Origin of the sequence: Pseudomonas sp. NPDC077408 (assembly GCF_050269105.1) — a bacterium.
Taxonomy (GTDB): Bacteria; Pseudomonadota; Gammaproteobacteria; order Pseudomonadales; family Pseudomonadaceae; genus Stutzerimonas.
Genome location: NZ_JBNNHS010000013.1, coordinates 51,324 through 67,615, shown reverse-complemented (window position 1 = coordinate 67,615; position 16,292 = coordinate 51,324). Strand labels below are relative to the sequence as shown.

Here is a 16,292-nt window from a genome sequence, read left to right as displayed (position 1 = left end):
GTGCGGGCGGGGATAGGACGGCGGGGCATTTTAACGGTGGTGCGATGCTTGTCGAGTGTCGGGCGCCTGGAGAATAAAGCAAGGCAGAAAAAATCAGGCCCGCACATGGCGGGCCTGGGGGCTGACAGGGAATGAGTTTGTCAGTGATGCGCAGCGCCTGTGAGCGCCTGGCGTTCGGCTCCACCGAGTACGTTGAACAGCAGGTTGAGCGTTACTGCGCTTAGGGTGGCTACGGCGATGCCGCTGTGGGTGATGGGCTCCATCCAGTGCGGCAACTGCGCGAAGAACTCAGGACGCACCACCGGGACCATGCCCAGACCGATGCTTACCGCGACCAGCAGTTGATTACGCCGGTCGCCGATATCGGCCTCCTGCAGGATCTTGATGCCGGTCGCTGCCACCATGCCGAACATGGCGATGCCCGCGCCGCCCAATACCGCTGCGGGAATCGAGGCAACCATGAACGCGGCCTTCGGCAGCAGACTCAGGCTGATGAGAAATAGCCCGGCAATGGCTGTGACGTAACGACTGCGCACGCCGGTCATCTGAACCAGGCCTATATTCTGCGCGAACGAAGAGTGGGTGAAGGTGTTCATGAAGCCGGCCAGAAAGGTCGCCCCGGCATCGCAGAGCAGACCGCGGCGCAGTTGTTTCGGGTCCACTTCCTGACCGGTGATCTTGCCCAGCGCGAGAAACATGCCGGCGGACTCGACAAAGATGATCACCACCACCAGGCACATCGACAGGATCGGTGCGAGCAGGAACTGCGGCGCACCGAAGTGGTTTGGCGTGACGACCTGGAAGGCTGGCGCAGCACTGATGCCGGACAAGTCCACCATGCCCAGGCTGCCAGCCAGCACATAGCCCAGCGCCATGCCAACCAACACCGACACGTTGACCCAGAAGCCACGCATGAACTGGTTGATCAGCAAGATCACCGCCAGTACCGCTGCCGCCACGCCAAGGTAGGGCAAGGCACCGAACTGGCCAGTACCGCTGCCGCCGCCCGCCCAATTGACCGCGACCGGAAACAGCGAAAGCCCGATCGCAGTGATCACGGTGCCGGTCACCAGCGGTGGAAACAGCCGCACGATCTTGCACACGAAAGGCGCAATCAACAGGCCGAAGAAACCGGCAGCGATGGTCGCGCCGAAAATCCCGGTCATGCCCACGCCGGGCATGCCTGCCATCACCACCATGCTGCTGACCGCGGCGAAGCTGGCGCCCATCATCACCGGCATTCGGATGCCCACCGGCCCGATGCCCATCGACTGCACGAGCGTGGCGATACCCGCCACCAGCAAATCGGCATTAATCAGGAAGGCGATTTCTTCACGCGACAGCCCGGCGGCCTGACCCACGATCAGCGGGACGGCCACTGCACCGCCATACATCAGCAGCACGTGCTGAAAGCTCACCAGCAGCATTTGCAGCAAGGGCAGTCGCTTCTCCGCTGGGGCGGTTTCCCGCTCGGTCACATCGTTCATGCAATACACCTCGGACGCTTTTGTTATTGGATGGTCGCGGTGACCCCGCTGAACGTGCGGGGCCGGGATAGGGTGCTCGGGGGGCGGCTATCGCCGTCCGTTGGGGTTGATCTCGGGCTGAGCTGAGGCCTCGCCTCGTGCTGCGTGGCTTGAGCGTCGAACAGGTGAAAAAAAGCCGCGCCCAGGAGCGCGGCTGGTTGGCGCTGATCAGTCGATCGGCGCGCCCTTGTCGATCCAGGCGCCGAGCAGGTCGCGCTCCTCCTGGGTCATGTTGGTCATGTTGCCCAGCGGCATGATCTGGCTCGCGACGGCCTGGGCGTGGATCTTCGCGGCCTGCTGGCGGATCTGCTCAGGTGTATCGAACATCACCCCTGCAGGCGCTGCGCTGAACAGCGGGCTGCTCGGCTGAGCGGCGTGGCAAACGGTGCAGCGCTCGTTGATGATGCGATGGACTTCGGCGAACTCGCTGTTGCCGGTTTGCTCGGCCGGCGCTGCTGCAGCGGCCTGTTGCGCCTCAATGCTCTGCTCGCGCGGGCTGGTCGGCACGGCGTTGGGAACACCACCCTGACGGTTGGGCGCGGTGACGAACGCCAGGCAGATCATGCCGACTGCCGCAGCCGGCAGCGTCCAGGCGAAGCGGTTGCTGTCATGACGGGTGTTGAAGTAGTGGCGCACCAGTACCGCGAGTACCGAAATCCCGGCGAGGATCAGCCAGTTGTACTGGCTGCCATAGGTGCTCGGGAAGTGGTTGCTGATCATGATGAACAGCACAGGCAGGGTGAAATAGTTGTTGTGGCGCGAACGCAGCAGGCCCTTGGCTGGCAGCAACGGATCCGGCGTGCGGTTCTGTTCGATGGCCGCAACCAGCGCGCGCTGAGCCGGCATGATGATGCGGAACACGTTGCCAACCATGATGGTGCCGATCAGCGCGCCGGTGTGGATGTAGGCCGCGCGACCGCTGAACACTTGCGAATAAGCCCAGGCGGCGAAGATCACCAGGACGAACAGGATCAGGCCTAGCAGTGCGGGCTTCTTGCCTAGCGGCGAGTCGCAGAGCAGGTCATAGACGAACCAGCCGACGATCAACGAACCGAAGCCGATGGCAATGGCCATCGCTGGCGCCAGATCACTGCCAGGTGCGATCAGGTAAAGCGTGGGGTTGAGGTAATAGACCACCATCAGCAGGGTCACGCCCGACAGCCAGGTGGTGTAGGCCTCCCACTTGAACCAGTGCAGGTTGTCCGGCATCTGTGGCGGTGCCAGCTTGTACTTTTCCAGGTGGTAGATGCCGCCGCCGTGAATCGCCCAGAGATCGCCCGACAAGCCGTCTCGAGGGTTGGCGCGGTTAAGGTTGTTTTCCAGCCAGACGAAGTAGAACGACGCACCGATCCAGGCGATGCCGACGATCATGTGAATCCAGCGAATAGTAAGGTTCAGCCATTCGGTCAGATGTGCTTCCACGATAATTACCTCTTGCACGGCTGGCACGCCAACCGCTGTTTCTTCTTATTCGACTCGTCGCAAGTGTCCCGCTTGTTCCGAAGCACGCATGTCTGGTGTCGGCTAGTCCACAGCCGCGCCGGTCATGCCCGCGCTGATCAATCGGTTGCCTGGCCGGAGTCCCGGTGGGGGTCGAGGAGAAGCTGCTCGTCCTCGGTGAAAAAATGCTCGTCGCAGTTGTTGCCAGAACCGCTGCGATCGACCACCAGGAATTCATCCCGCTTTTCGATCGTCAGCACCGGGTGGTGCCAGACGCCGCGGTGGTAATTGACGCCCTGCCTGCCGTTGCTGCGGAAGGCACGGACGTTACCCGGTACAGGTGCATCGCCAAATGGCGCGACCACGACCAGAAAGGGGTTGCCGAGCAGCGGAATGAATGCCTGGCTGCCCTGCGGGTGTCTTTCGAGCATGCGAATGACCAGCGGCATTTCCAGCGCGTCGGCGGCGAAAATGCTGATGATGGCCTGGTCGTCCGGCTGCGCGGTCTCGACCGTCGCCAGCTTGTGATAGCGGCGGGTGGAACCGTTATTGATCATGAAGTAGTCGCTGCCTTCGGTTTCGATGACATCACCGAAGGGGGCAAAGGCTTCCTTAGTCAACGGTTCGATCTTGAGTGTGCGCATGCTGTGCTCATTATCTGAAAAATGTAGGAGCGAGCTTGCTCGCGATCCTCGGTTGCGTCATTCGCGAGCAAGCTCGCTCCTACAGGGTTATGTCTCTATGTCAGCGGCGAAATCTGGCCGATGCCGCCTGTAGGGTGGGCCGGGCGGCGCTCCGCTTCAGCCCACCATGGCTTAGTCACAGAGGCTCATGTGGTTAACCCGCGCTGAGAACCGGTGGGCTAAAGCCCACCCTACAGCCACTACTTAACAGCCTTGCCAAACAACCGCAGCCGGCTGACCCCACCGTCCGGGAAGATGTTCAGGCGCACGTGGGTGATCGGGCCAAGCTTGGCAATTTGTTCGCTGAACTCGTGTTCGGCGTGCATTTCCAGCTTCTGGCTCGGCAGCAGTTCACGCCAGAACAGGCTCTGGGTTTCGATCTGGCTGTCGGTGCCACCTTTGACGTAGGCCGCCTGGATGCTGCAGCTGTCCGGGTAGTTGCCCTTGAAGTGCAGTGTGTCGACGACGATGCGCTCGATCTCGCCAGGCGCGCCCAGCGCGACGATGACCCAGTCGTTACCCGGCGTGCGGCGACGTGCGGTTTCCCAGCCGTCACCCATGTTGATCCCGCGGCCCGGGTTGAGGATGTTGCTCATGCGACCGAAATGCTCATCGGAACAGGCCAGCGCGCGGCCGCCGTTGAGGGCCGAGGCCAGGTCGAGCTGCTCGTTGTCGCCGACGCGGCTCCAGTCACGGTACGGAATGCCGTGCACGCGCAGACGTGCTACGCCACCGTCCGGATAGATGTTGAAGCGCAGGTGGCTGACCGGCTTGTCGAACGCGATCTCATGGTAGTGATGGCTGTTGCCCTGCAGCTCTACCGCGGGAAGGATTTCAGTCCATACCGTGTTGTCGTCCGGATCGCCTTCGGCGAGGAAGCAGGCTTCCAGCGAAGCGGAGGGCGGGAAGTTGCCAGTGAAGAAGCTGGTGTCGATGTCGACGCCCTTGATCGAGCCGGGCACGCCGAGGCGAATGACCGCCTGGTCGAAGCCTTCGAAGCGCTTGCGGCGCGACTCCCAGCCGTCCATCCACTTGCCGTTGTCATCGAAAACGCCCTCCTTCCATACGGCCGGCGTCGGCTGGAACAGCCGGTTGACGTCGGCGAACCAGTCGTCTGTGACGGAGATGGCCTTGGTGCCCAGGCGGGCGTCGGCCAGGTTGACGTATTTTTCGAAAGGTACGGCGTAGCTCTTCATACGTTGTTCTTCTCTTCGTGTCGTCTGATGGTGCTTGCTTACATCGCCTGCAGACGGAACAGGGCGATTTTGTTGATCTCAGCCAGGGCCCGCGCGAACTCCTGATCCTGCGAGTTGTGCATGCGCTCTTCGAACGCCGCCAGGATCTGGTGCCGGTTACTGCCCTTGACGGCCATGATGAAGATGAAGCCGAACTTGGCTTTATAGGCATCGTTCAATTCGGTAAAGCGGGCGAACTCTTCCGGGGTGCACTCATGGATGCCGGCGCCGGCCTGTTCTGCGGTGCTTGAGGCGGTCAGCTCGCCCCGTACCGCGGCTTTGCCGGCAAGGTCCGGGTGGGCATTGATCAGCGCCAGCTGGGTGTCGTGATGGGCTGCCAGCATCGCCTGCGACATGCGGGTGTGCATCACCTCGACGTAATCGAGCGTCTCGTCCACGCCGGCCTGGAATACGGTGTCCGCTACCCACGGTGAATGCTCATAGACGTCGGCGAAGGTTGCGATAAAGGCATCGCGGTCGAGGGTGGAGGGCTTGATGGTCTTGAACGGTGTCATTGGCTGCGTTCCTGGGTAAAGGGATGGGTCGAGTGCCAGTGGCGGGCGATGTCGACGCGCCGAGCGAACCACACCTGCTCGTGGCCCTTGGCATACTCGATGAAGCGCTGCAGCGCCGCCAGCCGTGCGGGGCGACCAAGCAGACGGCAGTGCATCCCAATGGACAACATCTTCGGCGCACCCTCGCACCCTTCGGCGTACAGCACGTCGAAAGCGTCCTTCAGATACTCAAAAAAATCGTCACCCTTGTTGAAGCCCTGCACCTGGGTGAAGCGCATGTCGTTGGTGTCCAACGTGTAGGGGATCACCAGATGCGGTTTGTCTGGCGTCGATTCAGGGTCCCAGTAGGGCAGGTCATCGTCATAGGTGTCGGAGTCATAGAGGAAGCCGCCTTCCTCGCGTACCAGGCGGCGGGTGTTCGGCCCGGTACGGCCGGTGTACCACCCCAGCGGACGCTCGCCGGCTATGTCGGTGAGGATGCGGATGGCTTCGAGCATGTGCTCGCGCTCCTGCGCCTCGTCCATGTACTGGTAGTCGATCCAGCGATAGCCGTGGCTGCAGATCTCGTGACCGTCGGCGACCATGGCCTTGATCACATCCGGGTGACGCTGCGCGGCCATGGCCACGGCGAAGATGGTCAGCGGGATATCGTGCTTGCGAAACAGCTTGAGCAGGCGCCACACACCGGCGCGACTACCATATTCGTACAGCGATTCCATGCTCATGTTGCGTACGCCCTGCAACGGCTGGGCTGAAACCATCTCTGACAGGAAGGCTTCGGATTCCTTGTCGCCATGCAGCACGCAGCGCTCGCCACCTTCTTCATAGTTGAGTACGAAGGACAGGGCGATACGGGCAGCGCCCGGCCACTGTGGATGGGGTGGGTCCTCGGCATAGCCGATGAGGTCGCGAGGGTAGTCGGCGCTCACTGTTGTTATTCCTTGTTTGATCCGCGGGTCGCCGCTAGGAGGTACTGGGCAACCGTCATGGCTCAATTGTATACAAAACGTTTTGCGATTTGTAAATCAAAAATCTCAGCTTTGTTCGTTCACTCATCAGTGCCTAGGGGATTGGTGAGCGCTCGGATAACCGACTTCATGTGCGCTAGAAGCCCGCGTAAGAATTAGTGAGCAGAAAGCGGGCCAGATTGAAGGATTTTAAACTGTGTACAATTTCTTTCTAAACTGTCTTTAATTTTTAATTCGAGATGCTATGCTCGACCCAACTCCACCATTCATCACTAAAGGAGGCGAGCATTGGCGGTTAACCCGCAATGCTGAATCTATGGGACGTTTGACTACTCACGTACTGGATGCCGCCCACGGTTGCCCGGGCAGCAATATCCGCATCGAACTCTATCGGGTCGAAGGTGAACGCCTCGAACTGGTTACCACGCGTCAGACCAATGCCGACGGCCGTTGCGATTCGCCGCTACTGGAGGGGGAAGACTATCGTTCCGGCGTATACCAGCTGCAGTTCGCGGCCGGCGACTATTACCGCGCACGTGGCGTGACGCTTCCCGAACCGGCCTTTCTGGATGTAGTGGTGCTGCGCTTCGGCATCAGTGCCGAGCAGGATCACTACCACGTGCCGCTACTGATTTCGCCGTATAGCTACTCGACCTATCGGGGTAGCTGATGGCCATGCCGCGTTTGCAGCGGCGCGGCGGTACTTCTCCCATGCGTGAAACCTTGACTCCCCCTGAGTCCCCGACCCGCCAGCGATGGCGGGTTTTTTTTGAAATGGGCGTTCGGTGGTGTCTGGTCGCTGTCGATCAGACAGGTAGGGTGGGCTTCAGCCCACCGAATCCGGTGCGTCAAGGCCGGTGGGCTGAAGCCCACCCTACTGTTTTCTCGTAGGGTGCCTGGCAGCGGTGTGGACGGTGCTGAACTTCAGCCCGCGCGACAAGCGCTTGTCGGCACCGATTCATGGCGCAGGTGCTCGCGTGTAATGGACTCAGCGTCCTCATCGACTCACCAACGAAGCCGCCCCTGCGCCCCCAAACAGCGCAGCGCTGGCGCGGTTGAACCAAACTTGCCCCTTGCCCGTGCGCAGGTAACGCGCCGCCCCATGTGCCCCCAGCCCGTAGGCCAGCTTGCAACAGAGATCCAGAACCGCCCAGGTCAGGATCATCACCAGCAGCTGCGGCATGAAGGGCCGATCTGCACTGAGAAACTGCGGCAGGAAGGCGGCGAAGAACAGGATGTCCTTGGGGTTGCTGGCGCCAAGTCCGAACGCCCGCCAGAACAACTGGCGAAAGCGCGGGCTTACGTCGCTGCTTGTCACGCTGGGCCCGCTGGCGGGGCGGCGTGATTCCTGCCAGCTCTGCCACGCCAGATAGAAGAGATAAAACGCACCGATGATTTTCAGAGCGCTGAACACTTGCTCCGATGCCAGCAGCAGTGCGCCTAGCCCCAGCGCCGAAGCGCTGAGCAGGCAGATCGATGCACTGACCCCGCCGACAAACGCCGGCCAGGAACGTCGCAGGCCGTAGTTGAGGCTGTTGCTGATCATCAGCAGCGACAGCGGGCCAGGGATCAGGATGACCACCAACGCCGAACTCGCGAACAACAACCAGGTTTCCAGACTCATCTCTGTGCTCCTTCATATGGCGCATAGCAGGTATTGCGTGCCGGCAGACGGCCGCGGCGCGCTGATCATAGGGCTGGTGACAACGTCGCTCAGCAGGTTTGTCTCAGGGCAGAACGTGCAAAAGCCCCACCGCCGAAGCGATGGGGCTCTGAGCTCGCCTGGCTTACAGGAAGGCGAACTTGGCGATAAAGATTACACACAACACATACAGGCTGATCGAGACTTTGTCGCGCTGGCCGGTCAGCAGCTTGAGCGTCGCATAGGTCAGAAAGCCCAGCGCGATGCCGTTGGCGATGGAGAAGGTCAGCGGCATCATCACCACGGTGACGATGGCCGGGATGGTATCGGTATGGTCCTTCCAGTCGATGTGCGCCATGCCACTCATCATTAGCATCGCCACATAGATCAGCGCACCAGCCGTTGCGTAGGCAGGGATCATGCCGGCCAGCGGTGCGAAGAACATCGCAATCAAAAACAGCGCGCCGACGGTGACAGCCGTAAGGCCAGTGCGTCCACCCGCGGCAACGCCCGAAGCGCTTTCCACGTAGCTGGTCACTGGTGGACAGCCAACGAAGGCGCCCACGACGCTGGATGTGCTGTCGGCTTTCAGTGCGCGCGAGAGGTTCTGGATCTTGCCGTCTTCATCCACCAGATGCGCACGGTGCGCAACGCCCATCAAGGTGCCGGCAGTATCGAACATATTTACGAAGAGGAACGCCAGGATCACGCTGACCATGGTCACGTTCAACGCACCGGCGATATCCATGGCCAGCCAGGTTGGGGCCAGGCTGGGCGGCATCGATACCAGCCCGTTGTATTCGACCAGCCCCATCGCCCAGCCGATTCCGGTCACTGCCAGCATGCTCAGCAGTATCGCGCCGAACACGTTGCGATGACTGAGCACTGCGATCATCAAGAAGCACACCGCGGCGAGCAGGGCGGTGGGCTCTCCGAACGAACCCATGGTCAGCAGGGTAGCGGGGCTGTCGACAACGATACCGGCGGTCTTGAGGCCGATCAGCCCGAGAAACAACCCGACCCCGGCACCCATTGCGAAGCGCAGGCTCATCGGAATGCTGTTGAGCAACCACTCGCGCAGACGGGAGAGGCTCATGATCATGAACAGGATGCCGGAAAGGAATACCGCCCCGAGGGCGATCTCCCAGCTATAGCCCATCTCGCCCACCACGGTATAAGTGAAAAACGCGTTGAGGCCCATGCCGGGCGCCAGGCCCACCGGCCAATTGGCATACAGGCCCATCAACAGGCAGCCGAGCGCTGCACCGATACAGGTCGCGACAAAGGCTGCACCGTGGTCGATACCTGCGTCGGCCATGATGTTGGGATTGACGAAGATGATGTAGGCCATGGTGACGAAGGTCGTCAGGCCGGCGAGCATCTCTGTCTTGATAGTGGTTCGGTGAGCGCTGAGTTTGAAAAATCGGTCGAGCAAGCCGGGGTTTTCTGGCTGCAGGCCGAGGGCCGGCTGTTCCTGCTTGGTGGTTTCCACAAGGTGTTCCTCATCGTTCTTGTTGTCTATCACCCAGAGCAGCGCTCTCGAGGGCAGGTGATGGTGGGGCGCTTTCATTCGGTTTGTTGACCGAAAGGTCAGAAAGGCTTGACGCGATTATGCTTTTGTATACAAGAAATGCAACAGGCAATTCCCTAGCTGCCGCGTATTCCCTGATTCAGCTTGCGATGTGACAGGCGAAAGCGTGCGGATTAGCGCGGCCGCTTGAGTTATGGAAATATTATTGGTGCACTGATTGTGCACAATAAAATGCGCTTTATTTGCTTGTTTTCGTATTGGCGTCTCCCAGCTGCGTTACGAAAGGCAGTAAAGTTCGAACCCGCCGACCCCTCCGACGCGAGTCACCATGAACGAACAGTTGCAGCCTTTGAAAAAGCCGACACGAAGCGGCAAGGCCCGTACCGGGACCCAGGACGACATCGTTTACGCTCATATCTTTGATGCAATTCTTGAACAGCGACTGGCGCCGGGCACCAAGCTCAGCGAAGAGGCGTTGGGCGAGATCTTCGGTGTAAGCCGCACCATCATTCGCCGTGCCCTGTCACGGCTTGCCCATGAAGGTGTAGTGCTTCTGCGGCCGAACCGCGGCGCGGTGGTTGCCAGCCCGAGCGTTGACGAAGCGCGGCAGATCTTCTTTGCCCGGCGCATGGTCGAGCGCGCCATTACCGAACTGGCTGTGCTGCACGCCAGCGCTGACCAGCTGAGCGAGCTGCGGCAGATGGTGACCGATGAGCAGGACTGTTTCGCCCGCGGTGATCGCGGCGCCGGTATTCGTCTTTCCGGCGAATTTCACCTGAAGCTGGCCGAGGCCGCGAAGAACGCGCCGCTGGTCAGTTTCCAGCGCAGCCTGGTGTCGCAGACGTCGCTGATCATTGCCCAGTACGAAAGCGGCAATCGCTCACATTGCTCCTACGACGAACACAACCAGCTGATTGACGCCATTGCCGCGCGCGACAGCGAGAGGGCCGTGAGTCTGATGATGCATCACATGGATCACATCGACAGCAAGCTCAACCTCGATGAAGACAGCGCGTCAGACGATCTGCACGCTGTCTTTTCGCATCTCGCTCTGGCGAAGAAAAAGCCTCGCACGGCACGTTAATTCTTTGCTGGTTGCGCTGACGCGCCCTGCGTCAGCGTCGGCAGCTAATCGCTAGCCGGCCATAGTGCCAGGCATGAGCACGTAAAAATCAGCCCTTGTGGCCGATGCTCCGGTAGCGGGGCTGACACATTGCCATGAGTTCTTACGGCCTTCGCTCTGTCGGTTTCAAGCTGCCAGAGTGCGCAGTTTTCCCTTTCTCCGATCCTCAATGTCCCTCTGCGACCCTGTTGCGCGACCCTTGATGGATGCGCATAATGTTATGTTATAACTTATGCATAAATTTTTGATGCCCTCCGCCAGTACAGCCGTCGCACCGCCTTCGCGTTGGTGAAGATGGCTATGTTGAGCATGTCGCGGCATGGAACAACCGAATACCGAGGTAATAATGATTGAGTGCCATGGCTTGCAGTGGGGCGCCGGTGGCCGCGCTCTTACGCCCCCGCTGGATTTGCAGCTCGCCGCAGGCAGCCTGACCGCAGTCATCGGCAGCAATGGGTCGGGGAAAAGCAGCTTGCTCAAGGTGATGGCGGGATTGGACCGGCCCCTGGCAGGGCGAGTCGACGTCAACGTACCGCTTCTGGGAGGTGTGTCCTATCTGCCGCAACAACAGCATGTGGATCGGCAGTTCCCCATCCGCCTTGCCGAACTGGTCAGTGCCGGTTTCTGGCGCAGCCGGCTCGGGCGGAGCGAGCGTCAGGCGCGGCTGCGTCAGACGCTAATGGATTGGGGGCTGCTCGATCTTCAAACCCAGGGCTTGCATGCGCTGTCCGGCGGCGAATTGCAGCGCGCCTTGTTGGCGCGCCTGAGCCTGACCGATGCCCAGGTGTTGTTGCTCGACGAACCCGAGGCGGCATTGGACAACGTGGGGCTGCGTTTGCTCTGGCAGCACGTCGAGCGCTGGCAACAGGAGGGGAGGACGCTGGTACTGGTCAGCCATAACCTTGCCGGGCTGGAGCGGAAAAACTGCGAGGGGTTGCTGATCGCGCGCAGCGGTTGCATCAGGGCATCGATCCGTCAGTTCATGGCCGAGCGGCAACGGCTCGGTCAGGTCGCGTGACGCCGGACATCCTCTGGGCTCCTTTCGGCGAGTTCGCCTTCATGCGCCGGGCCCTGTTTGGTGGCGTGGCGCTGGCCTGCAGTGCCGGGCCGCTGGGCGTGTTTCTGATCCTGCGTCGAATGAGCCTGATCGGTGATGCCATCGCCCACGGCATCCTGCCCGGTGCAGCATTGGCGTTCTGGCTGTTCGGCTTGAGCCTGCCAGCATTGACCGCGGGCGGGCTGGTGGCGGGCCTCGGTATGGCGGGCGCAGCAGCCTGGGTCACGCGGCGTACCGGGCTGCGCGAGGATGCCAGCTTGGCTGCGCTTTATCCGATTTCGCTGGCCAGCGGGGTGCTCCTGCTTGAGCTGGCCGGACGCAAGCTGGACCTGTTGCACCTGTTGTTCGGCTCGGCGCTGGCGGTTGATACGACCACGCTGTACGGCATGCTCGGCACCGCGGTGTTCAGCCTGATGGTGCTCGCGCTGAGCTATCGCGCCCTGGCGCTGGACAGTCTTGATCCGCTGTTCCTGCGCAGCATCAGTCGCTTCGGTCCGCTGGCGCATGCCGCCTTCCTGACGCTGGTGGTGCTCAATCTGGTGATCGGCTTCCAGGCCATCGGCGCGCTGATGGTGGTGGGGCTGATGATGCTGCCCGCCGCAGCGGCGCGCTTCTGGAGCCGCAGATTGCTGGTCCTGCTGCCGCTTGCTGCGCTGATCGGTGCGGTGTGCGTGTGGCTCGGGCTACTGCTTTCCTTCTACGCCAGCCTGCCCAGCGGGCCGTGCATCGTGCTGTTGGCCGGCGTTTTTTATCTGGTCTCGGTGGTAGCCGGCCCGGTTCACGGCCTGCTGCGCTCGTCTCCATTTCCCATGACTGTTTGAGGTGCTCATCATGCGTTACCTGCTTTTCGCCCTGGCCTTGTGGCTGCCTTTGTCGTTGCAAGCGGCGGAAAAACTGAATGTGGTGACGAGCTTCAGCATCCTGGCGGATCTGACTCGCGAAGTCGGCGGCGACCACATCGACCTGATCAATCTCGTGGATGCCGATGCCGACGCGCATCTCTACGAGCCCAGCCCGGACGATGCCAAGGCTCTGTTGCGCGCCGACCTGATCATCGCCAACGGCCTGGGCTTCGAACCTTGGCTGGAGCGCGTGCTTGCCAGCAGCGAGCCCACCGGCAAACGCATCAATGCCAGTGCCGGCGTCGTTCCGTTAATGCTGGATGAGGACGGTGAGCGAGCGCCGGATCCGCATGCCTGGCAGAGCCTCACCAATGCCGAGATCTACGTGCGCAACATTGCCAAGGCGCTTGGCGAGCTGGACCCAGCCCACCGCGATGCTTACGCCGAGCGCCGCGATGCCTACCTGACCCGTCTGCACGCATTGCTCAAGAGAGCCGATACCCAGATTGCGAGCTTGCCGCCCAGTCAGCGCAAGGTGGTGACCAGCCACGACGCATTCGGCTACCTGGGGCAGGCGTGGCAGCTGGAATTCATCGCGCCGCAGGGGCTGTCCACCCATGACGAGCCCTCGGCGGCTGACGTCGCCAGCCTGATCCGGCAGATACGCAGCGAAGGCGTGCGGGCCGTGTTCGTCGAGAATATCCGTGATCCGCGGCTGATCGAGCAGATCGCTGACGAGGCCGGAGCCACCGTCGGCGGCACCCTGTATTCGGATGCGCTGGCAAGTAAGGGGCCAGCCAGCACCTACCTTGGCATGTTCGAGCACAACCTCGACACGCTGATGGCCGCGCTGAAGCCGTAAGGCGGATGACGCTTCACCGATCGCGCGTTCTTTGAGCTCCGTGCGAACTGGTGGTGGATGTAAGGAGCGACATCCACTCTACGAGCTGCATGCCAGGACAGGCATGGGTGGACCGGCGGCGCTCCTTTGCCATGAAGTAGGGTGGGCTTTAGCCCACCAATTGTTTTGCGGCCCCGTCGCGGTGGGCTGTAGCCCACCCTACAGTGGACGAAGCCCGCGGTGCAGTACGCGGTCTTCATTTGTGGGTCTGCGTAGGGTGGGCCGGGCGGCGCTCCGCTTTAGCCAACCAGATTCGCGTGTCTCATTACTCGCAGCATGAAACCCATTTACACAGCGGTATTCGGCTTACGCTTTCCGGTGCACCGAAACCCCGGCCGCGTAGGTTTCTTTCACCGCGCGGTCATCACCCAGAATCATCAGGGCGAAGAGTTTTTCCTGCAGCGTCGTGGCCTGGCTCAGACGGTAGTCGATCAGCGGCGTCGCTTTGTAATCGAGCACGACGAAGTCAGCGTCTTTGCCCGGTTCCAGGTTGCCGATCCTGTCGTCCAGATAGAGGGCTCGCGCGCCGCCGAGTGTGGCGAGGTACAGCGCCTTGAACGCATCGAGCTTCTGGCCCTGCAGCTGCAGCACCTTATAGGCTTCGTTGAGGCTTTGCAGTTGCGAGAAGCTGGTGCCGCCGCCGACATCCGTGCCCAGGCCTACCCGTACGCCGTAGCCTTCCAGCTTCGCCAGATCGAACAGCCCGCTGCCGAGGAACAGGTTGGACGTGGGGCAGAAGGCAACTGCCGAACCGGTCTCGCCGAGGCGCTTGCATTCGTCATCGCACAGGTGGATGCCGTGAGCGAAGACAGAGCGTGCGCCGATCAGGCCGTGGTGGTCGTAGACGTCCAGATAACCCTTGCGCTCGGGGAACAGCTCCTTGACCCATTCGACCTCCTGCTTGTTCTCGGAGATATGCGTGTGCATGTAGAGGTCGGGGAATTCGGCGAACAGCTTGCCGGCCAGGGACAGTTGCTCGGGTGTGCTGGTCGGTGCGAAGCGCGGGGTGACGGCGTAGTGCAAACGGCCTTTGCCGTGCCAGCGCTCAATCAGTTCCTTGCTGTCGGCGTAGCCGGACTCGGCGGTGTCGGTGAGGAAGTCCGGCGCGTTGCGGTCCATCAAAACCTTCCCGGCGATCATCCGCAGGTTGAGCTTTTCCGCCGCTTCGAAGAAGGCGTCCACCGACTGCTTGTGCACCGTGCCGAACACCAGCGCTGTGGTGGTGCCGTTGCGCAGCAGCTCGCTGAGGAACAGGTCGGCTTGCTCGCGGGCATGCGCCATGTCGCTGAAACGCCCTTCGTTCGGAAAGGTATAAGTTTCCAGCCAATCCAGCAGTTGAGTCCCGTAGGAGCCGATCACGCCAACTTGGGGGTAATGGATGTGTGTGTCGATAAAGCCGGGGGTGATCAACGCGTCCCGGTACTCGACGACTTCGGTGTCCGCCGCTAGCGTTGGCAGCAGGTCGGCGGCGGCGCCGATGCGCGCGATCTTGCCGTCCTCGACCACCAGCAGGCCGTCTTCGAAATATTCGTGTGATTGCTCGATGCCAACTTCGCGCGGATCGGCGAGGCAGTGGAGCAGGGCGGCACGGTAGGCTTTGGCTTGGGGCATGGTGAGTCTCGAATCAAGGTGTAGAGGTAAGGCGTTCGTGTGGGAGGCCCGCCTCGGGGCGAAGCTTTTAGCCGACCTGCGGCCGGTTCGCCGCGGGGCGCGCCTCCCACAAGAGCGGGCCGTGCAAGCTTTTCGTTTTTGTGGGAGGCCCGCTCTTGGGTAAAAGTTTATGGCCGGCCATGGCCGGGTTCGCCTTCCAAAAAGGAAAGAGAGGAGTGAAAAATCAGCCTGTCCGCGAGCGGCGCGAAGCGGGGACTAGCATGGGCACCGGCTTCTCTCCATCCGCGGTTTTTTCACCGAAGTTGGCGTTGTACGTCGCGATCACTTCGCCTGCGATGGACACGGCAATCTCGATCGGTAATTTGCCCTTCACCTCGGCGATGCCCATCGGGCAGCGCATGCGCTGCACCGTTTCCGGCTGAAAGCCACGGTCACGCAGGCGATGTTCGAACTTGGCGCGCTTGCTCTTCGAGCCGATCAGCCCGTAGTAGGTGAAATCGTTGCGCTCGAGGATCGCGGCGGTCAGTTCCAGGTCGAGTTGGTGATTGTGGGTCATGACGATGAAGTAACTGCCGGCGGGCATGTTTTCCACCTCGTCCACCACCTCGTCGTTAAGCACTTTCTCGACACCCTGAGGAATCTGCTCAGGAAATTCGCTCTCGCGGGAATCGATCCAGCGCACCTTGCACGGCAGGCTGGCAAGCAGCGGAACCAGGGCGCGCCCCACGTGACCGGCACCGAACACGGCGATATGCGCCTGGGGCTGGCCCATGGGTTCGAACAGCAGGACGGTGGCGCCGCCGCAGCATTGGCCCAAGCTCGCGCCCAGCGAGAAGCGCTCCAGACGGGTATCGCGGCTGCGGCTCTCCAGCATCTCGCGGGCGATCTCTTGCGCCTTGTATTCCAGATGGCCGCCGCCGATGGTGTCGTACAGGCGCTCACGGCTGACGACCATCTTCGAGCCAGCGTTGCGCGGCGTCGATCCACGCTCCTCGATGATGGTTACCAGCACGCAGGGTTCGCCTTGTTGCTGCAGGTCGGCGAGGGCGTCTATCCAGCTGTTCATGTCGTTCTCCGATGCCTATGGCATTCGTTTGTTCTGGGTGGAGGGCCCTAGGGTCGCCAGTCCTTGCTCCGGGAAAAGAGCCTGGCTGAACGTTTCGGCTTGGCCTCCGAAGATTTCGCATCGGGCGTAGGGTGGACTTTAGGCCACCATCG

General features: G+C 61.4%; 15 protein-coding genes. 5 read left to right on the top strand and 10 right to left on the bottom strand.

Annotated features, from left to right (window positions below; all coding sequences use genetic code 11):
• Positions 1 to 140 precede the first annotated feature (140 nt).
• The 6 genes from ACQKEK_RS21840 to puuE form a co-directional block, all read right to left on the bottom strand.
• On the bottom strand, positions 141 to 1,487 hold the full coding sequence (locus ACQKEK_RS21840) for a nucleobase:cation symporter-2 family protein (RefSeq protein WP_499144310.1): 1,347 nt from the start codon (positions 1,485 to 1,487) through the stop codon (positions 141 to 143).
• Between the two features lie 207 nt (positions 1,488 to 1,694).
• Positions 1,695 to 2,948 (bottom strand): urate hydroxylase PuuD, encoded by a 1,254-nt coding sequence (locus ACQKEK_RS21835; RefSeq protein WP_499144309.1) that lies wholly within the window; start codon positions 2,946 to 2,948, stop codon positions 1,695 to 1,697.
• 137 nt (positions 2,949 to 3,085) lie between these two features.
• Positions 3,086 to 3,610, bottom strand: coding sequence for an ureidoglycolate lyase (locus ACQKEK_RS21830; RefSeq protein WP_499144308.1), 525 nt, complete (start codon positions 3,608 to 3,610; stop codon positions 3,086 to 3,088).
• 239 nt (positions 3,611 to 3,849) lie between these two features.
• On the bottom strand, positions 3,850 to 4,845 hold the full coding sequence (gene alc, locus ACQKEK_RS21825; RefSeq protein WP_499144307.1) for an allantoicase: 996 nt from the start codon (positions 4,843 to 4,845) through the stop codon (positions 3,850 to 3,852).
• 38 nt (positions 4,846 to 4,883) lie between these two features.
• A complete protein-coding gene (uraD, locus tag ACQKEK_RS21820; RefSeq protein ID WP_499144306.1) occupies positions 4,884 to 5,399 on the bottom strand; it encodes a 2-oxo-4-hydroxy-4-carboxy-5-ureidoimidazoline decarboxylase in 516 nt (171 codons plus the stop codon).
• Positions 5,396 to 6,328, bottom strand: coding sequence for an allantoinase PuuE (gene puuE / locus ACQKEK_RS21815; RefSeq protein ID WP_499144305.1), 933 nt, complete (start codon positions 6,326 to 6,328; stop codon positions 5,396 to 5,398). Before puuE ends, uraD begins: the two co-directional genes overlap by 4 nt.
• A 355-nt stretch (positions 6,329 to 6,683) precedes the next feature.
• Between puuE and uraH the strand changes: the two genes are divergently transcribed.
• Positions 6,684 to 7,037, top strand: a complete 354-nt coding sequence (uraH, locus tag ACQKEK_RS21810) for a hydroxyisourate hydrolase (protein WP_499144304.1) — start codon at positions 6,684 to 6,686, stop codon at positions 7,035 to 7,037.
• A 327-nt stretch (positions 7,038 to 7,364) separates the two neighbouring features.
• Here uraH and ACQKEK_RS21805 read toward each other — a convergent pair whose 3' ends face one another.
• Positions 7,365 to 7,991 (bottom strand): LysE family translocator, encoded by a 627-nt coding sequence (locus tag ACQKEK_RS21805; RefSeq protein ID WP_499144303.1) that lies wholly within the window; start codon positions 7,989 to 7,991, stop codon positions 7,365 to 7,367.
• A gap of 163 nt (positions 7,992 to 8,154) precedes the next feature.
• A complete protein-coding gene (locus tag ACQKEK_RS21800; RefSeq protein ID WP_064480431.1) occupies positions 8,155 to 9,501 on the bottom strand; it encodes an NCS2 family permease in 1,347 nt (448 codons plus the stop codon).
• Between the two features lie 367 nt (positions 9,502 to 9,868).
• Between ACQKEK_RS21800 and ACQKEK_RS21795 the strand changes: the two genes are divergently transcribed.
• The 4 genes from ACQKEK_RS21795 (at position 9,869) to ACQKEK_RS21780 (ending at position 13,424) form a co-directional block, all read left to right on the top strand.
• Entirely contained in the window at positions 9,869 to 10,624 is a 756-nt protein-coding gene (locus tag ACQKEK_RS21795; protein ID WP_499144302.1) for a GntR family transcriptional regulator, read from the top strand.
• Positions 10,625 to 11,009: 385 nt separating this feature from the next.
• A complete protein-coding gene (locus ACQKEK_RS21790; protein WP_499144301.1) occupies positions 11,010 to 11,681 on the top strand; it encodes a metal ABC transporter ATP-binding protein in 672 nt (223 codons plus the stop codon).
• A 41-nt stretch (positions 11,682 to 11,722) separates the two neighbouring features.
• Positions 11,723 to 12,541 (top strand): metal ABC transporter permease, encoded by an 819-nt coding sequence (locus ACQKEK_RS21785; protein ID WP_499144334.1) that lies wholly within the window; start codon positions 11,723 to 11,725, stop codon positions 12,539 to 12,541.
• A gap of 10 nt (positions 12,542 to 12,551) precedes the next feature.
• Positions 12,552 to 13,424 carry a metal ABC transporter substrate-binding protein gene (locus tag ACQKEK_RS21780; RefSeq protein ID WP_499144300.1) on the top strand — a complete coding sequence of 291 codons (873 nt, stop codon included), beginning with the start codon at positions 12,552 to 12,554 and terminating at the stop codon, positions 13,422 to 13,424.
• A gap of 345 nt (positions 13,425 to 13,769) precedes the next feature.
• Here the strand turns inward: ACQKEK_RS21780 and guaD are convergent, their stop codons facing one another.
• Together guaD and xdhC are read right to left on the bottom strand one after the other, a co-directional pair.
• Positions 13,770 to 15,074 (bottom strand): guanine deaminase, encoded by a 1,305-nt coding sequence (gene guaD, locus ACQKEK_RS21775; RefSeq protein WP_499144299.1) that lies wholly within the window; start codon positions 15,072 to 15,074, stop codon positions 13,770 to 13,772.
• 223 nt (positions 15,075 to 15,297) lie between these two features.
• Positions 15,298 to 16,140, bottom strand: coding sequence for a xanthine dehydrogenase accessory protein XdhC (gene xdhC, locus ACQKEK_RS21770; protein WP_499144298.1), 843 nt, complete (start codon positions 16,138 to 16,140; stop codon positions 15,298 to 15,300).
• Between the last annotated feature and the right edge of the window lie 152 nt (positions 16,141 to 16,292).

Bases quoted from the DNA above. Each gene is read 5' to 3' on its own strand.
- ACQKEK_RS21840 (WP_499144310.1), bottom strand. From the start codon at position 1,487: ATGAACGATGTGACCGAGCGGGAAACCGCCCCAGCGGAGAAGCGACTG.
- ACQKEK_RS21830 (WP_499144308.1), bottom strand. From the start codon at position 3,610: ATGCGCACACTCAAGATCGAACCGTTGACTAAGGAAGCCTTTGCCCCC.
- alc (WP_499144307.1), bottom strand. From the start codon at position 4,845: ATGAAGAGCTACGCCGTACCTTTCGAAAAATACGTCAACCTGGCCGAC.
- uraD (WP_499144306.1), bottom strand. From the start codon at position 5,399: ATGACACCGTTCAAGACCATCAAGCCCTCCACCCTCGACCGCGATGCC.
- uraH (WP_499144304.1), top strand. From the start codon at position 6,684: ATGGGACGTTTGACTACTCACGTACTGGATGCCGCCCACGGTTGCCCG.
- ACQKEK_RS21805 (WP_499144303.1), bottom strand. From the start codon at position 7,991: ATGAGTCTGGAAACCTGGTTGTTGTTCGCGAGTTCGGCGTTGGTGGTC.
- ACQKEK_RS21795 (WP_499144302.1), top strand. From the start codon at position 9,869: ATGAACGAACAGTTGCAGCCTTTGAAAAAGCCGACACGAAGCGGCAAG.
- ACQKEK_RS21790 (WP_499144301.1), top strand. From the start codon at position 11,010: ATGATTGAGTGCCATGGCTTGCAGTGGGGCGCCGGTGGCCGCGCTCTT.
- ACQKEK_RS21785 (WP_499144334.1), top strand. From the start codon at position 11,723: ATGCGCCGGGCCCTGTTTGGTGGCGTGGCGCTGGCCTGCAGTGCCGGG.
- ACQKEK_RS21780 (WP_499144300.1), top strand. From the start codon at position 12,552: ATGCGTTACCTGCTTTTCGCCCTGGCCTTGTGGCTGCCTTTGTCGTTG.
- guaD (WP_499144299.1), bottom strand. From the start codon at position 15,074: ATGCCCCAAGCCAAAGCCTACCGTGCCGCCCTGCTCCACTGCCTCGCC.
- xdhC (WP_499144298.1), bottom strand. From the start codon at position 16,140: ATGAACAGCTGGATAGACGCCCTCGCCGACCTGCAGCAACAAGGCGAA.